The 17353-nt window shown below is 61.7% G+C and carries 22 protein-coding genes and 1 riboswitch; of the genes, 15 read left to right on the forward strand and 7 right to left on the reverse strand.

Annotation, left to right across the window (positions count from 1 at the left end):
• Nucleotides 1–50: 50 nt before the first annotated feature.
• The gene (gene groES, locus FO488_RS14355; protein WP_149211187.1) at nt 51–338 is read right to left on the reverse strand and encodes a co-chaperone GroES; all 288 of its coding nucleotides are present in this window, start codon (nt 336–338) and stop codon (nt 51–53) included.
• A gap of 352 nt (nt 339–690) precedes the next feature.
• A riboswitch (cobalamin riboswitch) is annotated at nt 691–880 on the forward strand.
• A 133-nt stretch (nt 881–1013) separates the two neighbouring features.
• Here groES and cobU point away from each other — a divergent pair.
• The 11 genes from cobU to FO488_RS14410 all read left to right on the forward strand — a co-directional run bounded on the left by cobU (nt 1014) and on the right by FO488_RS14410 (nt 10214).
• The gene (gene cobU, locus FO488_RS14360) at nt 1014–1547 is read left to right on the forward strand and encodes a bifunctional adenosylcobinamide kinase/adenosylcobinamide-phosphate guanylyltransferase (RefSeq protein ID WP_149211188.1); all 534 of its coding nucleotides are present in this window, start codon (nt 1014–1016) and stop codon (nt 1545–1547) included.
• Nucleotides 1548–1764: 217 nt separating this feature from the next.
• Nucleotides 1765–2820 carry a nicotinate-nucleotide--dimethylbenzimidazole phosphoribosyltransferase gene (gene cobT, locus FO488_RS14365; protein WP_149211189.1) on the forward strand — a complete coding sequence of 352 codons (1056 nt, stop codon included), beginning with the start codon at nt 1765–1767 and terminating at the stop codon, nt 2818–2820.
• A gap of 259 nt (nt 2821–3079) precedes the next feature.
• Complete coding sequence (gene thiC, locus FO488_RS14370; protein ID WP_149211190.1) at nt 3080–4387, forward strand: phosphomethylpyrimidine synthase ThiC; 1308 nt, start codon at nt 3080–3082, stop codon at nt 4385–4387.
• Nucleotides 4388–4549: 162 nt separating this feature from the next.
• Nucleotides 4550–4972 carry a PPC domain-containing DNA-binding protein gene (locus tag FO488_RS14375; protein ID WP_205743282.1) on the forward strand — a complete coding sequence of 141 codons (423 nt, stop codon included), beginning with the start codon at nt 4550–4552 and terminating at the stop codon, nt 4970–4972.
• Nucleotides 4969–5706 carry an adenosylcobinamide-GDP ribazoletransferase gene (cobS, locus tag FO488_RS14380; protein ID WP_149211191.1) on the forward strand — a complete coding sequence of 246 codons (738 nt, stop codon included), beginning with the start codon at nt 4969–4971 and terminating at the stop codon, nt 5704–5706. Before FO488_RS14375 ends, cobS begins: the two co-directional genes overlap by 4 nt.
• A gap of 33 nt (nt 5707–5739) precedes the next feature.
• Entirely contained in the window at nt 5740–6342 is a 603-nt protein-coding gene (gene cobC / locus FO488_RS14385) for an alpha-ribazole phosphatase (RefSeq protein ID WP_149211192.1), read from the forward strand.
• Between the two features lie 270 nt (nt 6343–6612).
• Nucleotides 6613–6927 carry a YajD family HNH nuclease gene (locus FO488_RS14390; RefSeq protein WP_149211193.1) on the forward strand — a complete coding sequence of 105 codons (315 nt, stop codon included), beginning with the start codon at nt 6613–6615 and terminating at the stop codon, nt 6925–6927.
• Between the two features lie 332 nt (nt 6928–7259).
• Complete coding sequence (locus FO488_RS14395; protein WP_149211194.1) at nt 7260–7877, forward strand: CAP domain-containing protein; 618 nt, start codon at nt 7260–7262, stop codon at nt 7875–7877.
• Between the two features lie 177 nt (nt 7878–8054).
• Nucleotides 8055–9617, forward strand: coding sequence for an aminotransferase class V-fold PLP-dependent enzyme (locus FO488_RS14400; protein WP_149211195.1), 1563 nt, complete (start codon nt 8055–8057; stop codon nt 9615–9617).
• Nucleotides 9618–9701: 84 nt separating this feature from the next.
• Entirely contained in the window at nt 9702–10052 is a 351-nt protein-coding gene (locus FO488_RS14405; protein ID WP_149211196.1) for a hypothetical protein, read from the forward strand.
• Between the two features lie 15 nt (nt 10053–10067).
• Nucleotides 10068–10214 carry a hypothetical protein gene (locus tag FO488_RS14410; protein ID WP_149211197.1) on the forward strand — a complete coding sequence of 49 codons (147 nt, stop codon included), beginning with the start codon at nt 10068–10070 and terminating at the stop codon, nt 10212–10214.
• 102 nt (nt 10215–10316) lie between these two features.
• Here FO488_RS14410 and cobO read toward each other — a convergent pair whose 3' ends face one another.
• Together cobO and FO488_RS14420 are read right to left on the reverse strand one after the other, a co-directional pair.
• The gene (gene cobO, locus FO488_RS14415) at nt 10317–10868 is read right to left on the reverse strand and encodes a cob(I)yrinic acid a,c-diamide adenosyltransferase (RefSeq protein ID WP_240732282.1); all 552 of its coding nucleotides are present in this window, start codon (nt 10866–10868) and stop codon (nt 10317–10319) included.
• 31 nt (nt 10869–10899) lie between these two features.
• Nucleotides 10900–11190, reverse strand: a complete 291-nt coding sequence (locus FO488_RS14420; protein WP_149211198.1) for a hypothetical protein — start codon at nt 11188–11190, stop codon at nt 10900–10902.
• 172 nt (nt 11191–11362) lie between these two features.
• Here FO488_RS14420 and FO488_RS14425 point away from each other — a divergent pair, with 172 nt between their 5' ends.
• The gene (locus tag FO488_RS14425) at nt 11363–11710 is read left to right on the forward strand and encodes a rhodanese-like domain-containing protein (protein WP_168206052.1); all 348 of its coding nucleotides are present in this window, start codon (nt 11363–11365) and stop codon (nt 11708–11710) included.
• 363 nt (nt 11711–12073) lie between these two features.
• Here FO488_RS14425 and FO488_RS14430 read toward each other — a convergent pair whose 3' ends face one another.
• The 4 genes from FO488_RS14430 to FO488_RS14445 all read right to left on the reverse strand — a co-directional run bounded on the left by FO488_RS14430 (nt 12074) and on the right by FO488_RS14445 (nt 15041).
• Entirely contained in the window at nt 12074–12490 is a 417-nt protein-coding gene (locus FO488_RS14430) for an Rrf2 family transcriptional regulator (RefSeq protein WP_149211200.1), read from the reverse strand.
• Nucleotides 12491–12676: 186 nt separating this feature from the next.
• A complete protein-coding gene (locus FO488_RS14435; protein ID WP_149211201.1) occupies nt 12677–13798 on the reverse strand; it encodes a methyl-accepting chemotaxis protein in 1122 nt (373 codons plus the stop codon).
• Nucleotides 13799–13866: 68 nt separating this feature from the next.
• Nucleotides 13867–14634, reverse strand: coding sequence for a DUF3108 domain-containing protein (locus FO488_RS14440; RefSeq protein WP_240731961.1), 768 nt, complete (start codon nt 14632–14634; stop codon nt 13867–13869).
• A 32-nt stretch (nt 14635–14666) separates the two neighbouring features.
• On the reverse strand, nt 14667–15041 hold the full coding sequence (locus FO488_RS14445) for a hypothetical protein (protein ID WP_149211202.1): 375 nt from the start codon (nt 15039–15041) through the stop codon (nt 14667–14669).
• 161 nt (nt 15042–15202) lie between these two features.
• Between FO488_RS14445 and FO488_RS14450 the strand changes: the two genes are divergently transcribed.
• Genes FO488_RS14450 through FO488_RS14460 form a run of 3 tightly spaced genes read left to right on the forward strand, consistent with a single transcriptional unit; the run spans nt 15203 to nt 17208 of the window.
• Nucleotides 15203–15964, forward strand: coding sequence for a DUF4350 domain-containing protein (locus tag FO488_RS14450; protein WP_149211203.1), 762 nt, complete (start codon nt 15203–15205; stop codon nt 15962–15964).
• Nucleotides 15946–16797, forward strand: coding sequence for an alpha/beta fold hydrolase (locus FO488_RS14455; RefSeq protein WP_149211204.1), 852 nt, complete (start codon nt 15946–15948; stop codon nt 16795–16797). The genes FO488_RS14450 and FO488_RS14455 overlap by 19 nt, the downstream gene beginning before the upstream one ends.
• 57 nt (nt 16798–16854) lie before the next feature.
• Entirely contained in the window at nt 16855–17208 is a 354-nt protein-coding gene (locus FO488_RS14460) for a helix-hairpin-helix domain-containing protein (RefSeq protein ID WP_205743283.1), read from the forward strand.
• The last annotated feature ends 145 nt before the right edge of the window (nt 17209–17353 follow it).

Here is a 17353-nt window from a genome sequence, read left to right on the forward strand (position 1 = left end):
CAAAGGCATTGCGACAATTGGCGGGGCCAGGGCGAAAAAAGACCGTTTCTTTATTCTACGATGGCCAGGATGTCGTCTTCCCGCATAATCAGATACTCTTCACCGTCCACCTTGATCTCGGTACCCGAGTACTTGCCGAACAGCACCTTGTCCCCCACCTTCACGTCCAGGGGCAGCACCTTGCCGTCTTCGGTCTTCTTGCCGTTGCCGGCGGCCACGATCTCGCCACGCTGCGGTTTTTCCTTTGCGGTTTCAGGGATGAAGAGCCCCCCAGCCGTCCTGGTTTCTTCTTCGACCCTCTTGACGAGGATGCGGTCCTGAAGTGGTCTCAAACTCATGTTGTCCTTCTCCTTTCCATTACCGTTGGTGGTGTCAAGTCATAGACGAGATTAGCACTCAAACCGACTGAGTGCTAACGGAAAGAAATATAATCAACGGGGGGGTAAAAATCAAGGGGTGTGATAATTTTTTTCCCAACAGGCCGTTATATTTGCCGAAACGGTTCATCATCCGATCCGCCCGCCCCATCGGGACACGTGTTCCGTTTTCAATGTTATGGCAACCGCCTGGTCCACGCGAATTAAATATGCAAGCAAATACGGGCAACTACCGGAATACGCGTAACGATGGCATGCCGCCCGTCACTTTCCGTTTTGACAATTGCCGTGCCGTCTGATACAAAATCCGTAACTGTTTACCAACCGGTCTGGTGCCGCGCTCTTGAGCAGCGCGGTTAAAAGGGAAGAGGGTGCGACTCCCTCGCTGTCCCGCAACTGTAAGGGGGGACCGATGCCGCTTCATGCCACTGGGGAGACCTGGGAAGGCGCGGCAAAGGAATGATCCCCAAGCCAGGAAACCTGCCATTCCGACGCTTTTGGGACCTCCGTGGAACGAGGGGCCGGAGCCGGATAGCATCTTCATCCTGGTATTTTCGAGCCCCTGCCCATGTAAGTTCATGTGCAGGGGCTTTTTTCGTCAAGGGTTTGTTCGCAAATAACTGCCGCGAGGAGCGCATGACCAAAACGATCTTCATTACCGGTGGAGCGCGAAGCGGCAAGAGCCGTTTCGCCGAGGAGCTGGCCCAACGATTCGGTGCGCCGCTCGGCTACCTGGCCACGGCCCAGACCCTGGACGACGAGATGGCGGAACGGGTCGGGAAGCATCGCCTGCGCCGCGGCGACGCCTGGCAGACCATTGAGGAGCCCCTGCACCTGTCCCGGGCGCTGGCAACCTGCGACGGCACCTGCAATGCGATACTGGTGGACTGCCTCACCCTGTGGCTCTCCAACCTGCTTTTTCACTATGAAGAGCAGAGTGACGACGCCGAGGCGCGCATCCTGGAGGATGTGCACCGCCTGACGGCCGCCCTGCGGGAGATGCAGACCCCGGTGATTGTCGTATCCAACGAGGTCGGCCAGGGGATCGTGCCGGAAAACCGCCTGGCGCGCCGCTTCCGCGACATTGCCGGCCAGGCCAACCAGATTCTGGCGGCCATGGCGGACGAGGTCCACGTGGTCATCAGCGGCATACCGCTCAGGTTGAAATAGCATTCACACAAAAACAAGCTCACCACGGAGGGCACAGAGGACACGGAGGAAAAACGCGAGAAAAGCACAAGCTTATTTTACAGGACCAAACCCGGTATGCCACCCTTTGTCCTCATCCCTGTAAATTTGGCCTTTGATTATGTTGTGCCTTTTCCCTCCCGCCTTTCTCCGTGTCCTCCGTGGTAATGCTTTCTTTCCCCAAAAGGAGAATACAACCATGAACATCGTAGAAGCCACGCTGGAACGCATCAAACCGGTCAGCCCCCAATTGCTGGAACAGGCCCAGGGCCGGCTGGACATCAAGACCAAGCCGCTCGGCTCCCTGGGCAGGCTGGAGGAGTTCGGCCGCCGTTTCGCCGCCATCAGCGGCACCTTGAATCCCGACACCGCGAAAAAGGTCATCTTCACCTTTGCCGGCGACCACGGCGTGACCGACGAGGGGGTCTCGGCCTTCCCGAAAGAGGTCACCCCCCAGATGGCCTTCAACATCCTGGCCGGCGGGGCCGGCGTCAACGTGCTGGCCCGCCATGCCGGGGCCGAGGTGCGGTTGGTGGACGTGGGGGTGGACTACGACTTCAACGGCGTCGAAGGCCTGATCGACCGCAAGGTGGCCCGCGGCACCCGGAACTTCGCCAAGGGACCGGCCATGACCCGTGACGAGGTCCTGGCCGCCCTGAAGGTCGGCATCGACCAGGCCGACCAGTGCAAAGCGGAAGGTGTGGCCATGGCGGGAACGGGCGAATTGGGCATCGGCAATACGACCCCCTCCTCGGCCATCATCGCCGCCATCTCCGGCATTCCGGTCAGGGAGCTGACCCACCGCGGCACCGGCATCAACGACGCTGGCCTGGAGAACAAGATCCGGGCCATCGAACAGGGCCTGGCCGTCAACCGCCCCGACCCGAAGGACCCGCTGGACGTGCTGACCAAGGTGGGGGGGCTGGAGATCGCCGCCATTGCCGGCCTGGTGCTGGGGTGCGCGGCCAACGGCATCCCGGTGGTGGTGGACGGCTTCATCTCCACCGCCGGCGCGCTGATCGCCTCGGAAATGCACCCCCATGTGCGCGACTACATCTTTGCCGCCCACGCCTCGGTGGAGATCGGCCACCGCTTCATGCTGGAACGGATCGGCGCCACGCCGATCCTGAACCTGGACCTGCGCCTGGGGGAAGGCACCGGCGCCGCCCTGGCCATGGGCCTGATCGAGGCCGGGGTGAAGGTGTTGAAAGAGATGGCCACCTTCGAGCAGGCAGGAGTAACGGAACAGCTATAAGAAGGTTGTTGAAAAACAGCCATCAGGCCTTCGTCCTCGAAAGTCCTTTCGTGCGGCGTAGCGCCCCTCATCCTATCCTTCTCCCAAAGGGAGAAGGGATACTGTTACCCTCTCCCTCTGGGAGAGGGTGGCCAAAGGCCGGGTGAGGGCCTCCTCAGGGCTTGTCGAGCGGGTGCGGCGATCTGACTATTTTTGAACAACCTGAGATTCTCAACAGCCTGATAAACCTTAATCCAAAATGAGAGTGGAGTCGCACCCCATGAAAACCCAGATCGAATCCGCCCGCGAGGGCATCATCACCCCCCAGATGGCGGCAGTGGCCGCAGACGAGGCGCTTGCGCCGGAGTTCGTGCGCGCCATGGTGGCCGAGGGGCGGATCGTCATCCCCTGGAACCACAACCGCAGGCCCAGAGCCACCGGCATCGGCTTTGGCCTGCGCACCAAGGTCAACGCCTCCATCGGCACCTCATCCGACATCATCGACTACCAGGCCGAGGTGGCCAAGGCGCGCGCCGCCCTGGAAAGCGGGGCCGATACCCTGATGGAACTCTCCGTGGGGGGCGACCTGGACCGGGTGCGCCGCGAGGTGATCGCCTGCGTGGACCTGCCGGTGGGCAACGTACCGCTCTACCAGGCATTCTGCGAGGCGGCCCGCAAATACGGCGACCCGAACCGCCTCGACCCCGAAGAGCTCTTCGACCTGATCGAGCGCCAGTGCGCCGACGGCATGGCCTTCATGGCGGTGCACTGCGGCATCAACCGCTCCACCATCGAGCGCTTGAGGAAACAGGGATACCGCTACGGCGGCCTGGTTTCCAAGGGGGGGGTCTCCATGGTGGCCTGGATGCTGGCCAACGACCGCGAAAACCCGCTCTACGAGCAGTTCGACCGGGTGACGGCGATCCTGAAAAAGTACGACACCGTGCTCTCCCTGGGGAACGGCCTCAGGGCCGGCGCCATCCACGACTCCAGCGACCGGGCCCAGATCCAGGAGCTGGTCATCAACTGCGAACTGGCCGAACTGGGACGCGACATGGGGTGCCAGATGCTGGTGGAGGGACCGGGGCACGTCCCCCTGGACGAGATCGAGGGGAACATCAAACTGCAAAAACGCATGAGCGGCGGCGCCCCCTACTACATGCTCGGGCCGATCACCACCGACGTGGCCCCCGGCTTCGACCACATCACCTCGGCCATCGGCGCGGCCCAGTCGGCCCGCTTCGGCGCCGACCTGATCTGCTACATCACCCCGGCCGAGCACCTGGCGCTGCCCACCGAGGAGGACGTGCGCCTGGGGGTCAAGGCGGCCAGGATCGCCGCCCATATCGGCGACATGAACAAATACCCGGAGCGGATGCGGGAGCGGGACAAGGAGATGTCCAAGGCCCGCCGCGACCTGGACTGGGAGAAGCAGTTCCAACTGGCCCTCTATCCCGGGGACGCCCGGGCCATCCGCGCCAGCCGGGTGCCCGAGGACAGCGCCACCTGTACCATGTGCGGCAATTTCTGCGCCTCCCGGGGGGCAGGAAAGCTCTTTGCAGATGACCTGAAACAGGATAAGATCTGACCGATCGCATCGGCAGGACAAACCACAGGGATACCACCCGATTGCAGGAGTGCAGATCAAGGCCGCGGGGTTTGAGGCGTCACCGGCGTACAGCGTCACGCCGGGGGGTCGGAGAAACCGGCGCGGATGACGCCTTGCTTCGGAGCTGGTATACGAGGCGCAATGTACAGTTCCATCACATCGCTGTCGGTACGGCTGCGGCCGGGGGATGACATTCGAAACTCCCTATCCCGCCTGCTCCTGGACCGGGAATTGCCCGCCGCCTGCGTGCTCAGCTGCGCCGGCAGCCTGAGCAGGGCTGCTCTGCGGCTGGCCGGGAACGGCGGCGGCACCATCATCGAGGGGCCGCTGGAGATCGTCTCCCTCTCCGGCACCCTCTCCCCCCAGGGGCCGCACCTGCACATCGCCTTTGCCGACAGTACCGGCCGGGTACTGGGAGGGCACCTGCTGGACGGCTGCATCGTCCTGACAACGGCCGAGATCGTACTGGCGGTCCTGCCCGACGTGCGTTTTTCGCGCCGCCACGATGCCGCCACCGGCTATGCGGAACTGGCCATCACCGCCCCGGTCGAAATGACGCCATGAAACCCTATCTCGTCGCTTTCCAGTTTCTGACCATCATACCGCTCCCCTTCAAGGTGGATTGCGAGGCCCGGGACCTGGGGCGCTCCACGGCCCTGTTCCCCCTGGTGGGGCTCACCATCGGCGCCCTGCTGGCTGGGCTAAACTGGCTGCTCACCCCCTGGCTGGCCCGGCCGCTGGTCGACGCCCTGCTGATTACCGCCCTGGCCGCCGTAACCGGCGCCCTGCACCTGGACGGCCTGGCCGACGTCTGCGACGGCATCGCGGCCCGGGGCGGCCGGGAACGCTTTCTAGAGGTCATGAAGGACTCCCGGGTGGGCGCCGTGGGCGTCGTCGGCATCGTCTTCGGCCTGCTCCTGAAATGGCAGGCCCTGCTGGCGGTGCCGGCCGGCATCAAGATGCCGGCCCTGCTGTTCTTTCCGGCCCTAGCCCGTTGCGCCCAGGTCCTCGCCATGACCGGCGCCCGCCATGCCCGCAAGGAGGGGCTGGGAGCGGTCTTCATCCAGGGCACCGGCAACGGCCGGCTGATTGCGGCCCTGGCCCTCACCCTGGCGGCGGCCTTTGTGCTGCCGCCCCTTACCGGCCTCTCGGCCTACATCGTCGTCATCCTGTTGACCGTGGCACTGCGCTGCTACTTCCAGCGCCGCCTGGACGGCCTGACCGGCGACGTACTGGGATGCATCAGCGAACTGGCCGAAATTACGGCCCTGGCGGTCATCGCCGTCAGGTTCCCCTGATCCCCAGGCCCCTTTGAAAGGAAGCGCATCGACATGACCCCGGCAACCCGCATCTATCTCATCCGCCACGGCCAGGTGGCAGGGCACGACCAGCCCCGGTACAACGGCCAGACCGACGTGGGCTTGACCGACGTCGGTCTGGAGCAGTACCATGTCCTCAAGGAGCGCCTGGCCGGGAAACCGCTCTCGGCCTGCTACACCAGCGACCTGTCCCGCTGCGCCATCGGCGCGGATATCATCTGCGGCCAATTCGGCATCGAGCCGGTGAAGAGGCCGGAGCTCAGGGAACTGAACATCGGCGTCTGGGAAGGGCTCACCTGGAAGGAGATCGCCCAGCGCTGGCCCATGGAATGGCAGGCCCGCCTGAACGACCTGGTCAACTACCGGGTGCCCCGGGGCGAGAACCTCCTGGACGTGGAGGCACGGGTCATGCCGGTCATCGGGGAGATCGTCGAACGCCACAAGGGGCAGGAGGTTCTGGTGGTGGGGCACGGCGGGGTCAACCGCATCGTGCTCCTGAGCGCCATCGGCGCTCCCTTGGCCGGGATGTTCAACGTGGAGCAGAACTACGGCTGCCTGAACATCATCGACTATTATATGGACGGCAGGGCCACGGTCAAGCTGCTGAACGGGTAAACGGCCGGTATTATGACTCTCACAAAGCCTACTAAGGCACAAAGGAAAGGATAAAACGGCACAACCGATTCTCACAGAGCACACAGAGGCACAGAGGAAAGATTGAACCCATGTTTTATTGTTTTTTGCTTTTCTCCGTGCCTTTGTGAGTTTGAGCGAACAAAGCGAGCGGGTGAGAGATATTTCAAAAAAGTAAAATCAGAACGTCACAATCGGCTCTCACAAAGCGCACAAAGTGAGCGAGTGAGAGAAAAATAAGAGAGGATCGCCATGGCACGCCCCAAACGACCGGTCACGGTCAAACTCCCCACGGCCGCCGAGGCTGCGGCCCGCATAGAGGCCATGCGGCGGCAGACGGAGGACAACACCAACTACCGGACAAAGTCCCTGAAGATCCACGGCCCGATCTGCGCCAAATGCGGCCGGGAGTTCGACCAGTCCAACCTGCACCTGCTCACCGTCCACCACAAGGATGGCAACCACCACAACAACCCGCCCGACGGCAGCAACTGGGAAAATCTGTGCGCCCACTGCCACGAGGACGAGCACAGCCGGGACCTGCTGGGGGATTATCTCAGCAAATAAGGTGATCCGGCCTGCCGAGACGCCGCCAATCCGGGTCCCCCGGCCCCGACGCCCCTCCCCAAGGAATCCGCTCCGGTACGACACATCAAGGCACACAACAATCTGGTATTACCGATATTTTTAAGCAAACTGCAACTTTTGCCGTTCGTGTTAATTAAATTAACATGGTGCACACAGGCGTATCTCATTACAATAACGGCATTTTTCTAACAACCAGGACAAAATGATACAAAACCCGTAACGATATAACCTATTGTTTTTTGATTCATTTTGCTTTAATGAAGTATGATCTGGACACAAACGACAACGATACCCACTCACGGTTACGAGACATGAGACTTTTTTGTTCTATCATCTGCCTGCTGCTGACGCTGTCCGCCCCTGCCGCGGCCACGGATCGCAGCCTGGCCGTGCAGGTGCTGGAGGAGATCAACCTGGCCCGCATCGCACCGCACACCTATGCCGGCTTTCTGCGGGAGTTCCGCAACCGGTTCAAAGGAGAATATTACCTGCTGTCGGGCAGCGACACCCGCATTCAGGCCTACGAAGGGGTCAGGGCCGTGGACGAGGCCATCAGGTACCTCGTGCGCCAGCCCCCCCTGCCGCCCCTTACCTGGTCGGATGGGCTGGTAGCGGCAGCGGCCGAACTTGCCGAGGAGCAGGGACGCTCCGACGCCACGGGCCACGCCGGCCTGGGAAGCTACGGCATGCGGCAGCGGATCGACCGGCACGGGATATGGGACCGGCAGATCGCCGAGAATATCGGCTATGGCCCCACAGCGGCCCGGGACATGGTCATGCAATTGATCATCGACGACGGGGTGCCGGACCGGGGGCACCGCACGAACACGTTCAGCACGGTTTTCAGGACCGCCGGGGTCGCCTGCGGTCCCCATCAGATTTTCGGCAGCATGTGCGTCATCGATTTCGCGGATGCGTTCAGGGAATAGAAGACACGGGAATCCCTTGGGGGAAAGGAGAGAAAAAGCAGCGACAAGGTGATCGGATGGGAAGAGAGAAAGGAACGTCCCCTTGGATGTTCCCTGTTTTGAATGCTGCACATGAACGGCGAAGGCCGGCCCTGATTCCAGAGTGGGATACTCACAACAAAACGGAGGGGAGATGCCATGCACGATGAAAAAACAGGAGGATTCGGACGACGTGACTTTCTGAAAGGGGCTGTCTCGGCAGCCATTGCCGCCGGTTGTATCGGCCTGCGTGAACCCGCCGCCCATGCCGCTTCACCGGCCTGCAGCCTGACCAGCGGCCTGCCCGGCACCCTGCTGCCGCCCCCGGCCATCAATGCCGTTCCAGGCACGGAAAAATTCTGGAAACAGGTCAAGAAAGCCTTTCCCCTCCCCGACGACTACATCCACATGAATACCGGCACCACCGGTTCCCAAGCGCTCTTCTCCCAGCACAACCTGGCCGTGTACAACACCTACAAGAGCGCCGACCCGCGCGACTGGCAGGCAAACCTGAATGCCGACTTTCCCGACCTGTTCGCCACCGAGAACTCGATCCTGGGGGTATCGGGCATCGGGCCGCGCCAGGCAGCCGTTGCCGCCGCCTACGGCGCCAACCCGGATGAAATCGTCCTGAGCTACAACACCACCGACGCCTGCAACCTGATCTTTGCGGGTACCCCCTGGCAACCGGGGGACCGGATCATCACCACCTCCATGGAACATAACGCCATCATCGGCCCCATCGCCTGGGCCCGGGATTACCACGGCGTCGAGGTGGCCGTCATCGATATCCCGTCCAACTTCGACGCCTCGATCACCGTACCCGAGGTGGTTTCCTGGTTCGAGACCGAACTGGCCCGGCCTTTGCCCCTGGGGGCCAAGCAGTATGTGGTGTTTTCCGAGATCTTCTACAAAAACGGCGTCCGCATGCCGGTAAAGCAGATCTGCGGGGCCGCCCGGAACCACGGCGCCTTCTCCATCGTCGATTCCGCCCACGCCTGGGGCATGATCCCGGTCGACTGCCACGACTACGGGGCGGACTTCATCGCGGGAGCCGGCCACAAGTGGCTCTGCGGCGGGCCGGGGACCGGCATCTTCTATATCCGCACCTCGGGCAGCAACCTGCCCCCCTTCGCCATGGGGAACTTCTTCCTCTACGGCGATCAGTTCACGGCTCCGAGCCTCAGCTACAACACCAGGGAGTGGAGGTTTACCCCGGCCCTGGCCACGCCGCCGAGCATCGCCGTGCAACTGCGCGGCGAGAGCAACACCCCCGCCCTGTTTGCCATGACCGACTCCTTCTCCTTCTTCGATGCCGTCGGCCTCCGGAACATCCATGACCGGGGGGTCGCCCTCGGCACCTACCTGAAGCGGAAGATCGAAAACAAATGGGGTCCCGGCGCCCTCTGGGTGCAACGCAACGCCGATCCGGCCTTCGCCTCCTTCCTCACCAGCTTCAACCCGTTCCGGGGGAAAAACGACAGCGCCCAGTTCTCGGCCATGAGCAGCGCCATGAGCACCATCCTCGCCAACCTGGCGGCCCAGACGCCCAAGATCTACCTCCGCAGCACCACCTGGCACAACAGCAAGGACGATACCGCCGACAACAGGATCGGCTTCAGGATCTCCACCCATGCCATGTACAACAACTACAGCCAGATCGACTGGATGTTCGACCAGCTCGTGGCCGAGATCGACGCCAGCGGCCTGCCTCAGTTGTAGATCGCAGGGACTTTCGGGCACCGGGCTGCCGCCGTATTGTCCGGCCCGGGACACCAATGCCTGCACACCACTTAAGGAGGCCTTATGAAACGAATCATTGCATCACTGCTGCTCACATCCGCTCTTCTTGCGGGCTGCGTTTCCGTGCCGGTCAATATGGGGGCGCCCCCGAACCAGCTTGAAGGGAAGGACTACACCGTCGTGGGAGAAGGGGAAGGGAGTTCGGTGGGGATCATGCTGTTCAACTTCATCCCCATCAACCAGAACGACCGCTTCCAGAAAGCCTACGACGAGGCGGTGCAGAGCAAGGGCGGGGACAGGCTGATCAACCCGGTCATCGAAGAACGGTGGTTCTGGGCCTATCTGCTCAACGGGTATATCTTCAAGGTGAAGGGCACGGTGGTAAAGAATGTGAAGCCGGCTGCGGCCAACTGATTTGGCGTGTAGGGGGTGGTGGCGCTGAACGCCGCCACCGGCCAGGCCTATGTGACCAATAGCGCCAGCAGCACGGTTTCCGTCATCGACACCGCCACCGCTACGGAAACCACGGCTGTATCCGTCGGCAGCACTCCCCGGGATATTGCGCTCGTTCCCTAGGCCGGAGTCCGAGGCCGACAGGTAACGGGCACTCCGCAAAACGGCGAAAGTCCATGAGCACATATTCATGAACTTTCGCCGTCCCTTTGCGCCACAATGCCTTCAGCAGTCTATCCCCGACTGCGGCTCAATCCCATCCCGATAGGCATGCTTGATCTCCCGCATCTCGGTTACGGTGTGAGCCCGTCGGCACACCTCCGGGTGCGCGTCCCGCCCCGTCAGCACCAGATGCTGCTCCGGCGGCTTGCTGTCGAGCAGCTCCACTACCTGGGGCAGGTCCACCAACCCGAGCTTCAGCGCATTATTGATCTCGTCCAGGATGACGAGGTCAAAATGGCCGCTTTGGCAGCGTTCCCGGGCCAGTTCAATGGCGCACTGGGCATTGGCCCGGTGCTCGTGGTAGGGATAGGGGTTGCCCTGGATGCCGCAGAACCCCTTGCCGGTCTGATGAAACTCCACCAGCGGGTGGAGCCACTTCAGGCCGTCGATCTCGCCCGTGTAGAGATCACCTTTCATGAACTGGATGATGCAGACCCGCTGTCGGTGACCAACCGCCCGCAGGGCCATGCCCAGGGCAGACGTGGTCTTCCCCTTGCCGTTACCGGTCAGCACCACGATCAGCCCCACCCTCGTGCGCTGTTCCAGATGCCGCATCTTCGGCACCGCCCTTTCTCCCGGCCGCCGGTCACCGTGTTCCGTCAGTGCCGTTCGCCCTCCACCCCGCATCATGCCGCACGCTCGCGGGGTGGTTGTGATGGTGGCGTCCCCTGACGCCGTAGTGGGCGTGCCTGATCTTGACGTCATCCAGGGACAGGGGCCACAATCTGTCGCAGAATTTCGCGATCGCGTTCCGCGCAAGATCCAACTCTTCGGTGTCGGTTTCCCCACGCGCTCTGAGCTCTTTTATCTCGACGGTCAGGGAGTTCACGATCCGCTTCAGAATCCTTGCCCGCGCTTTTCTTATTTCGATGTTCATGGCCGAGCTCCTTACGGACATTCGCTCATGCATATATAGTATACTCCACTTGTCCTCAGGTTGGAGCCATCCGTTTGCCGCCGCCCGAAAACGTATTGAGTTTTCCGGCAGTTATGGCTACAGTTATCTCAAGGGCACGGCACGTGCCCGACCGAGGGAGGTGGTGAGCACAATGAGGATACGGGAAAGGGTACTTCTGCCCCTGGCGCTCGCTCTGACGATGTACGTCGCAGTGGCCTTTGGCGCCGGCAAGGAGCCCGTGGTCATCGACGTCAGGACCGAGGCGGAATGGAATACGGGACATGTGAAGGGGGCGGTGCTGATCCCCCATGAGCGGATCGGGGCAGGCATCGGGGCGGTGGCAGGGGATAAAAAGAGCAGAATCTACCTGTACTGCCGCACCGGCCGTAGAACCGCGCTTGCTTTCGATGTACTGAAAAAGGCGGGGTATGAGGACGTCATCAACCTGGGGACCGTGGAGAATGCGGCCAGGGAACTGGGCAGACAGATCGTCAAGTAGCCGTTGCCCGCGCGGCCCGGGAGGATCGTCTTGCTGCGGGGCGCGAGGGTGACCATCATTTTCGCCGAGGCGCTGCGCCCGCCGTCACACGAAAAATCCCCCTGCCGCGGAACGGCAGGGGGAGCGGAGGACGCCTGCCGCGGAGAGCGGCAGGCTAACGTATGCAACCTTCTTTACAATGCGATACGGGACGAATCCTGAAACGTTCGGTAAACATGGCGGTTCCTCCTTTCTCTAGGATTTGGAATCGAGCCCGCAAGCTCGATTCCCGGCCTGCTTCCGCCGGTGGCCACTGCGGCTGGCCACCGCGGCGGGGAAAGGTGCGTCGTGGCGACTCCCACACGCTGAATCCTCTCCCCAATACTATTTTTTAACGTCGGCAATGACCTCTTCCAGGGTGATGCTCTTCAGGCTCTCCTCAACCGAGAGCTGCGTTTTCTTTAACACCCTTTCCAGGGCGGTTTTGATGTTGCAACTCACGGGACACGGCTTTTGCACGTCATAGCCATGGATTGAAAAGGCCTTCGGCGCATCCACCGCCTCATAAATATCGAACAGCGATATCTCGCCCGCCCTCTTGGCCAGCGTACACGCCCCCGCCTTGCCGGTGGTCGTATGGACCAGCCCCGCCCTGGACAGCTTGGCAAGAACCCGCCGCACAAAACTGGGGCACGTGTTGACGCTCCTCGCCAGGCTGCTGGAGGTCAGGTCCGCCCCATCCTCGTAGCCAAGGCCGGTCATGATATGCACCGCTATGGAGAATTGCGTGTTGTTCGACATATTGTTACGATATTAGTAACAGAATAAAAATGCAAGCATTATCTTCGACGGTTCTGCCCATTGCCGCCAAGGGCCCGTTGCTCCCGCGCCACAGGCGCATCCCCTCTTTACGCCCAGGCAGAAAAAAACTCCCCGGGAGTGCCCGGGGAGTTCATCGACGAACGAAACGGCATGCCGGGGAGGACATCACCCCCCGTGGGAAATTTCCTCCAGATTGCCGGCAATGACCGTCGCAGTGGCAGCCTGTTCCTCGGACGCCGTGGCGATCTGCGAGATCACGTCCTTGATCTGGTCGATGGAAATGACGATCCCGTTCAGGGATTCCTCCACATGCTTGGAGAGACGCTCGCTTCCCTCTGCCTCGTTCTTCCCCTTTTCGATAGACTCCACCGCTTCGGCGGCCCCGGCCTGGATCTCCGCGACCATGGCGCCGATCTTCTTGGTGGAGGCCATGGTGCGATCCGCCAGGCGGCGGACCTCGTCGGCGACCACGGCGAATCCCCGCCCCTGCTCCCCGGCGCGGGCCGCCTCGATGGCCGCGTTGAGGGCCAGCAGGTTGGTCTGTTCGGCTATTTCATTGATCACCGTGACAAACTCGCTGATCTTTTCCGATTTTGCCCCCAGGTCGCCGACGATGACGGCCGAACTGCGGACGATCTCGGCCACCTTCTGCATCTCCCTGACGGCCTGGTTGACGATCTTCTGCCCGTCATAGGCGTTTGCGGCGACATTGGCGGCCGAATCCGAGGCATTGGTGGTGTTGCGGGCCACCTCGTTGACGGTCATGCTCATCTCTTCCATGGCCGTGGCGATCTGCACGACCCTGGTTTCCAGGTAGTTCTTGCGCTCGATCTCCCGCTGCTGGTGCTCCACCACCGCCTTTTCGGCCGTAATGTCGCTCCAGCAGGCCATGTAGCACAAGACCCTGGAGGAGTCCAGGCTGTCCCAGACGGGGTAGGCCGTGGTCCGCAGGGTAACGCCGCCGATGGGAATCTCGGCGGTGTGGGGCAGATCCGTCCGGGGATTGCCGAATATGCGGCGGATGCGGGACGGGTCCTTGTGGTACTGGTGGATGGAATTGCCGAAGGCATTGCCTGCGTCGGCCCCGTTCAGCCCGGCGTTGAGTTCGCTGCGGTGCCGGGCGAGCATATCCTTGGCCCGCCTGTTCATGTAGAAGATTTTGTTGTCGGTCGTCGTATCGCAGAGCATGACGATGTTGTCCACATTGTCCAGCATCTGCTCCAGCTTGGAGACCTCCGCGTCCTTTGCCTCCAGCTCGCGCTTGTTTGTACCACCGAATATACCCATGATTCCTGACTCCTTATGAAAAATTCGCACATTATCGTTACGACAAATGATTTCGACCTATTTTCGGACTACTTCTTCTTTGGCCAGTAGTTCCCCCCCACCAGGGTGGCGCTGATGCTGCCGATCTTGACCTTGGATTTCATCAATACCGGAATGCGGCGGTCATCGTCGGTCAACCAGATGTACATGTCGCCGGTGCGGGCAAAGATCCCCTCCGATTTGAGCAGCGGCTTGATCACCACCGTCCGGAACTTCCCGAGGGGAGTCTCGATCACCTCCCGGCGCAGGACCTGAACTTCCGTATTCCAGAGCTTTTTGCAATCGAAGATGTCGATATAGTAGGACGTGCCCACCTGGAGGGGGATGGAACGAAAATAGAAAAAGCTGGACAGGGTGTCGTAGGTCCTCTTGGTGATGCTCTTGGTGGTTTCGCTGTTCTTCAGCAGGTCCTTGGTATGGACCTCGAGCTTCTGGCGGTCGAAGACCGCATCCTTCTGGAAACGGGTCCACCCCTCGCGGATGCGCTCGCGGTACAGCCGGGGCACCCCGATGTAGAGGGGGGGCGCACCCGAGATCAGCACCGATTCAATCCGGTCTTCCACCGGGAAAAAGACCTTCAGCCAGTCGGCGGATTTGGCGGTGGAGACGATGTGCACCTCAGTGCCTTCGAGGGTCACCTCCTGCACCGCCCGGCCGGCAGGGATGCCGGTGTAGGATATCTCGAACTCCAGCCGCTCCGGCATCGGAAATGCCGCTGCCGGGCGCGGCGGCACCGCCACTCCCGCCCAGAGCGCCAGCATCATGACCAGGAACACGGTACTCCCCGGTTTATTCATTGCCCGTCCTCACTTTCATCCTGCACCTGCCGTCAGGCCTGGCCGCCGGCGGGAGTGTTCTCAAACGTGGTGCGCAGCTTGTGCAACTCCTCCATCTCCCGCAGCTTGTCGCCCAGCCAGGCGTGAAAGACGCGGGCGTTTTCATAGCTCATCGCCACGCCGGTATCGATGAAACGCACCATGCTGTTGCTCAGCCCCTCGGGTTCAACGGCGATTTCCCGGCCGATGGCGCCCTCGGGGGTGATCTCGTGGGTGATGGACCCGGGCAGGGGCTGGCGCTCCAGATAGAAATGTATCACCATTTCACCGCGGGGCGAGAAGCCGCCCTGGGCGCCGTTGACGTAGGTCGGGTTGTACCCGTAGTTGAAGATATACTTGAAGGTGATCTCCGGTTTCTTGGTGTTCATTCATAATCTCCTTTTCATATGATCCATTGTCCGATCGAGCGATGTGTTCCTATGTCACTTACCATACCCGGCCGAATGAGGAAAAGAAAATCTTGCAAAATTGTTGGCCCGGGCCTATAAAAGACTCGAAAAGTCTTGTTTCAGAGGAGGAATTCCCGCGCATGAATAAAGCTACCATCGCATGTTGTCTCATATTCGCAATGATCCTGGCGGTTTTGCCATCGTTTGCCGCAGAAGGCGCGCCGAAGGTCATCTTCGACCAGGGTCACGGCCAGCGTTTTACGATCGGCGACCCGGGCGAACTCCAGTTTTCAAAGCTGGCCGACACCCTGCGGGCCTCCGGGATCACCATCACCACGGTCACAGCGCCCCTGACCGACGGGGCGCTCAAGGGCGCGGCCGGGCTGGTCATATCCAGCGCTTTCAAGCCGCTCCGGCCTGAGGAGGTTGAGGCGGTCGACCGCTTTGTGCACAATGGGGGGAGGCTGGCCGTCATGCTGCACATCGCCCCTCCCCTGGACAGCCTCCTGTCCCGGCTGGGAATCGACTTTTCCAGTTCCGTGCTGCACGAGCGCAACAACGTCATCGACAGCGACCTCAACTTCCGCGTCACCGACCTGTCCACCAACCCGCTCTTTTCCGGCATCAAGAGTTTTTCCGCCTATGGCGTCTGGGCCATCAGGCCCGGCGCGTCAGCCATCGCCATCGCCCGCACCTCTCCCGAGGCCTGGATTGACCTGAACGGCGACAAGGCCCTGTCCAAGGGGGACGCCGTGGGCGCCTTCGCGGTCGTCGTCATGGGGACCCGGGGGCAAGGCGAATTCACCGTCTTCGGGGACGACGCCATCTTCCAGAACCGCTTCATGGATGACAACAACCGGAAGCTGGCGGCCAACCTAGGAACATGGCTGACCAGGCACTAAGGGACGGGGAGGGATACTTCCATCCCTTCTCCGGCGACCGTATCCATTATCGCGTGACCGGAAGCGGCGGCCGCCACATCCTGTTCCTGCACGGCTTCGCCGCTTCGCTCCACACCTGGGACGACCTCGCGCCGTTCTTTCCGGCCGACGAGTACACCCTCCACCTGCTGGACCTGAAGGGGCACGGCGGCTCGGTGAAACGCTGCCGGGGCGACTATTCGACCCTGCACAACGCCCGGATCGTCGGCGCCTATATCCGTTCCCGCGGTTTGAACGAGGTGTGCGTGGCGGGGCACTCCTTCGGCGGGCTAGTGGGGATGTCGGCAGCCCTGGACTGCCCGCAGATCACCCGCCTGGTCCTGATGGATTCTCCCGGCTTCCCCCAGGGGTTCCCCCGTTTCATGCGCATCCTGCGCATTCCGTTTCTCGGCCCGCTGTTCATGGCGCTCCTGTCCCCCCGGCGGATCGCCCGCAAAGGTCTCGAATCGGTCTTTTACCGGCTCGAGCGGATTACGGAGCGGCTCGTGGAACGTTACGCCGCAGGGTACGGCGGTCTGGCCGCGGCCCGCGCCCTGGCGGCAACGGTGCGGCAGATGATACCGGAGGATGCGGAGCAGATGACCCGCCGCTATGCCGACCTCACCATTCCGGTCCTGATCCTGTGGGGGGAACACGACCGGATCGTCAAGCCGTGGCAGGGAAACAAACTGCACCGGGAAATAACCGGCTCCCGGCTCACCACCATCGCCGACTGCGGCCACAACCCCCACGAGGAGCGGCCCCGAAAGACCGCCAACCTGATCCGGGCGTTCCTGGCCGGCGAGACCGATTGACAGGCCGGGCCGGAACTGTTAGAAGGAGTCAAGGTGACTACTCTCTGGAGGTATCCCATGAAGAAGACCCTGTTCAAAGCAGCCATGACCATCGTTTCCCTGTTATTGGCCGTCGGCCTCTCAGGTGCCGCCGACACCAAAGTCCCGGCCAAGCCTGCCGCGGAGGCGGCAAAGACCAAGACCGACGGCGCCAAGGGTGCGACCGCCGCCAAAACGGCCCCGGTGGACATCAACAGCGCCGGGGAAGCGGAACTGAAGGCCATCCCCGGCATCGGGGACGCCTATGCCGCCAAGATCATCGCCGGTCGCCCCTACGCCAACAAGACCCAGCTCAAGTCGCGCAACATCCTGCCCCCCCAGGTCTACGAAAAGGTCAAGGATCGCCTCGTCGCCAAACAGCCGAAAAAATAGCCGGGCAACAACCGCGCGGTTTCCGGAAGGGGGGTGGTCGCAAGCGGCCGCCCCCCTTCCGTTTTGCCCCCGGGACAATGGTATGCCTTGACTTAATCGGCGAATATCTGTAAGTTTATTATTTTACAATAGCTGTAAGGAGTTG

The organism is Geobacter sp. FeAm09 (assembly GCF_008330225.1).
Lineage (GTDB): Bacteria > Desulfobacterota > Desulfuromonadia > Geobacterales > Pseudopelobacteraceae > Oryzomonas.

Excerpts from the sequence above, each read along its gene's own strand:
- FO488_RS14450 (WP_149211203.1), top strand. The coding sequence starts at position 15,203 with ATGAATAAAGCTACCATCGCATGTTGTCTCATATTCGCAATGATCCTG.
- cobS (WP_149211191.1), top strand. The coding sequence starts at position 4,969 with ATGAAACCCTATCTCGTCGCTTTCCAGTTTCTGACCATCATACCGCTC.
- FO488_RS14460 (WP_205743283.1), top strand. The coding sequence starts at position 16,855 with ATGAAGAAGACCCTGTTCAAAGCAGCCATGACCATCGTTTCCCTGTTA.
- cobC (WP_149211192.1), top strand. The coding sequence starts at position 5,740 with ATGACCCCGGCAACCCGCATCTATCTCATCCGCCACGGCCAGGTGGCA.
- cobO (WP_240732282.1), bottom strand. The coding sequence starts at position 10,868 with ATGCGGCATCTGGAACAGCGCACGAGGGTGGGGCTGATCGTGGTGCTG.
- FO488_RS14430 (WP_149211200.1), bottom strand. The coding sequence starts at position 12,490 with ATGTCGAACAACACGCAATTCTCCATAGCGGTGCATATCATGACCGGC.
- FO488_RS14390 (WP_149211193.1), top strand. The coding sequence starts at position 6,613 with ATGGCACGCCCCAAACGACCGGTCACGGTCAAACTCCCCACGGCCGCC.
- groES (WP_149211187.1), bottom strand. The coding sequence starts at position 338 with ATGAGTTTGAGACCACTTCAGGACCGCATCCTCGTCAAGAGGGTCGAA.
- thiC (WP_149211190.1), top strand. The coding sequence starts at position 3,080 with ATGAAAACCCAGATCGAATCCGCCCGCGAGGGCATCATCACCCCCCAG.
- cobU (WP_149211188.1), top strand. The coding sequence starts at position 1,014 with ATGACCAAAACGATCTTCATTACCGGTGGAGCGCGAAGCGGCAAGAGC.
- FO488_RS14440 (WP_240731961.1), bottom strand. The coding sequence starts at position 14,634 with ATGAATAAACCGGGGAGTACCGTGTTCCTGGTCATGATGCTGGCGCTC.
- FO488_RS14420 (WP_149211198.1), bottom strand. The coding sequence starts at position 11,190 with ATGAACATCGAAATAAGAAAAGCGCGGGCAAGGATTCTGAAGCGGATC.
- FO488_RS14395 (WP_149211194.1), top strand. The coding sequence starts at position 7,260 with ATGAGACTTTTTTGTTCTATCATCTGCCTGCTGCTGACGCTGTCCGCC.
- cobT (WP_149211189.1), top strand. The coding sequence starts at position 1,765 with ATGAACATCGTAGAAGCCACGCTGGAACGCATCAAACCGGTCAGCCCC.
- FO488_RS14405 (WP_149211196.1), top strand. The coding sequence starts at position 9,702 with ATGAAACGAATCATTGCATCACTGCTGCTCACATCCGCTCTTCTTGCG.
- FO488_RS14435 (WP_149211201.1), bottom strand. The coding sequence starts at position 13,798 with ATGGGTATATTCGGTGGTACAAACAAGCGCGAGCTGGAGGCAAAGGAC.
- FO488_RS14455 (WP_149211204.1), top strand. The coding sequence starts at position 15,946 with ATGGCTGACCAGGCACTAAGGGACGGGGAGGGATACTTCCATCCCTTC.
- FO488_RS14445 (WP_149211202.1), bottom strand. The coding sequence starts at position 15,041 with ATGAACACCAAGAAACCGGAGATCACCTTCAAGTATATCTTCAACTAC.
- FO488_RS14400 (WP_149211195.1), top strand. The coding sequence starts at position 8,055 with ATGCACGATGAAAAAACAGGAGGATTCGGACGACGTGACTTTCTGAAA.
- FO488_RS14425 (WP_168206052.1), top strand. The coding sequence starts at position 11,363 with ATGAGGATACGGGAAAGGGTACTTCTGCCCCTGGCGCTCGCTCTGACG.
- FO488_RS14375 (WP_205743282.1), top strand. The coding sequence starts at position 4,550 with ATGTACAGTTCCATCACATCGCTGTCGGTACGGCTGCGGCCGGGGGAT.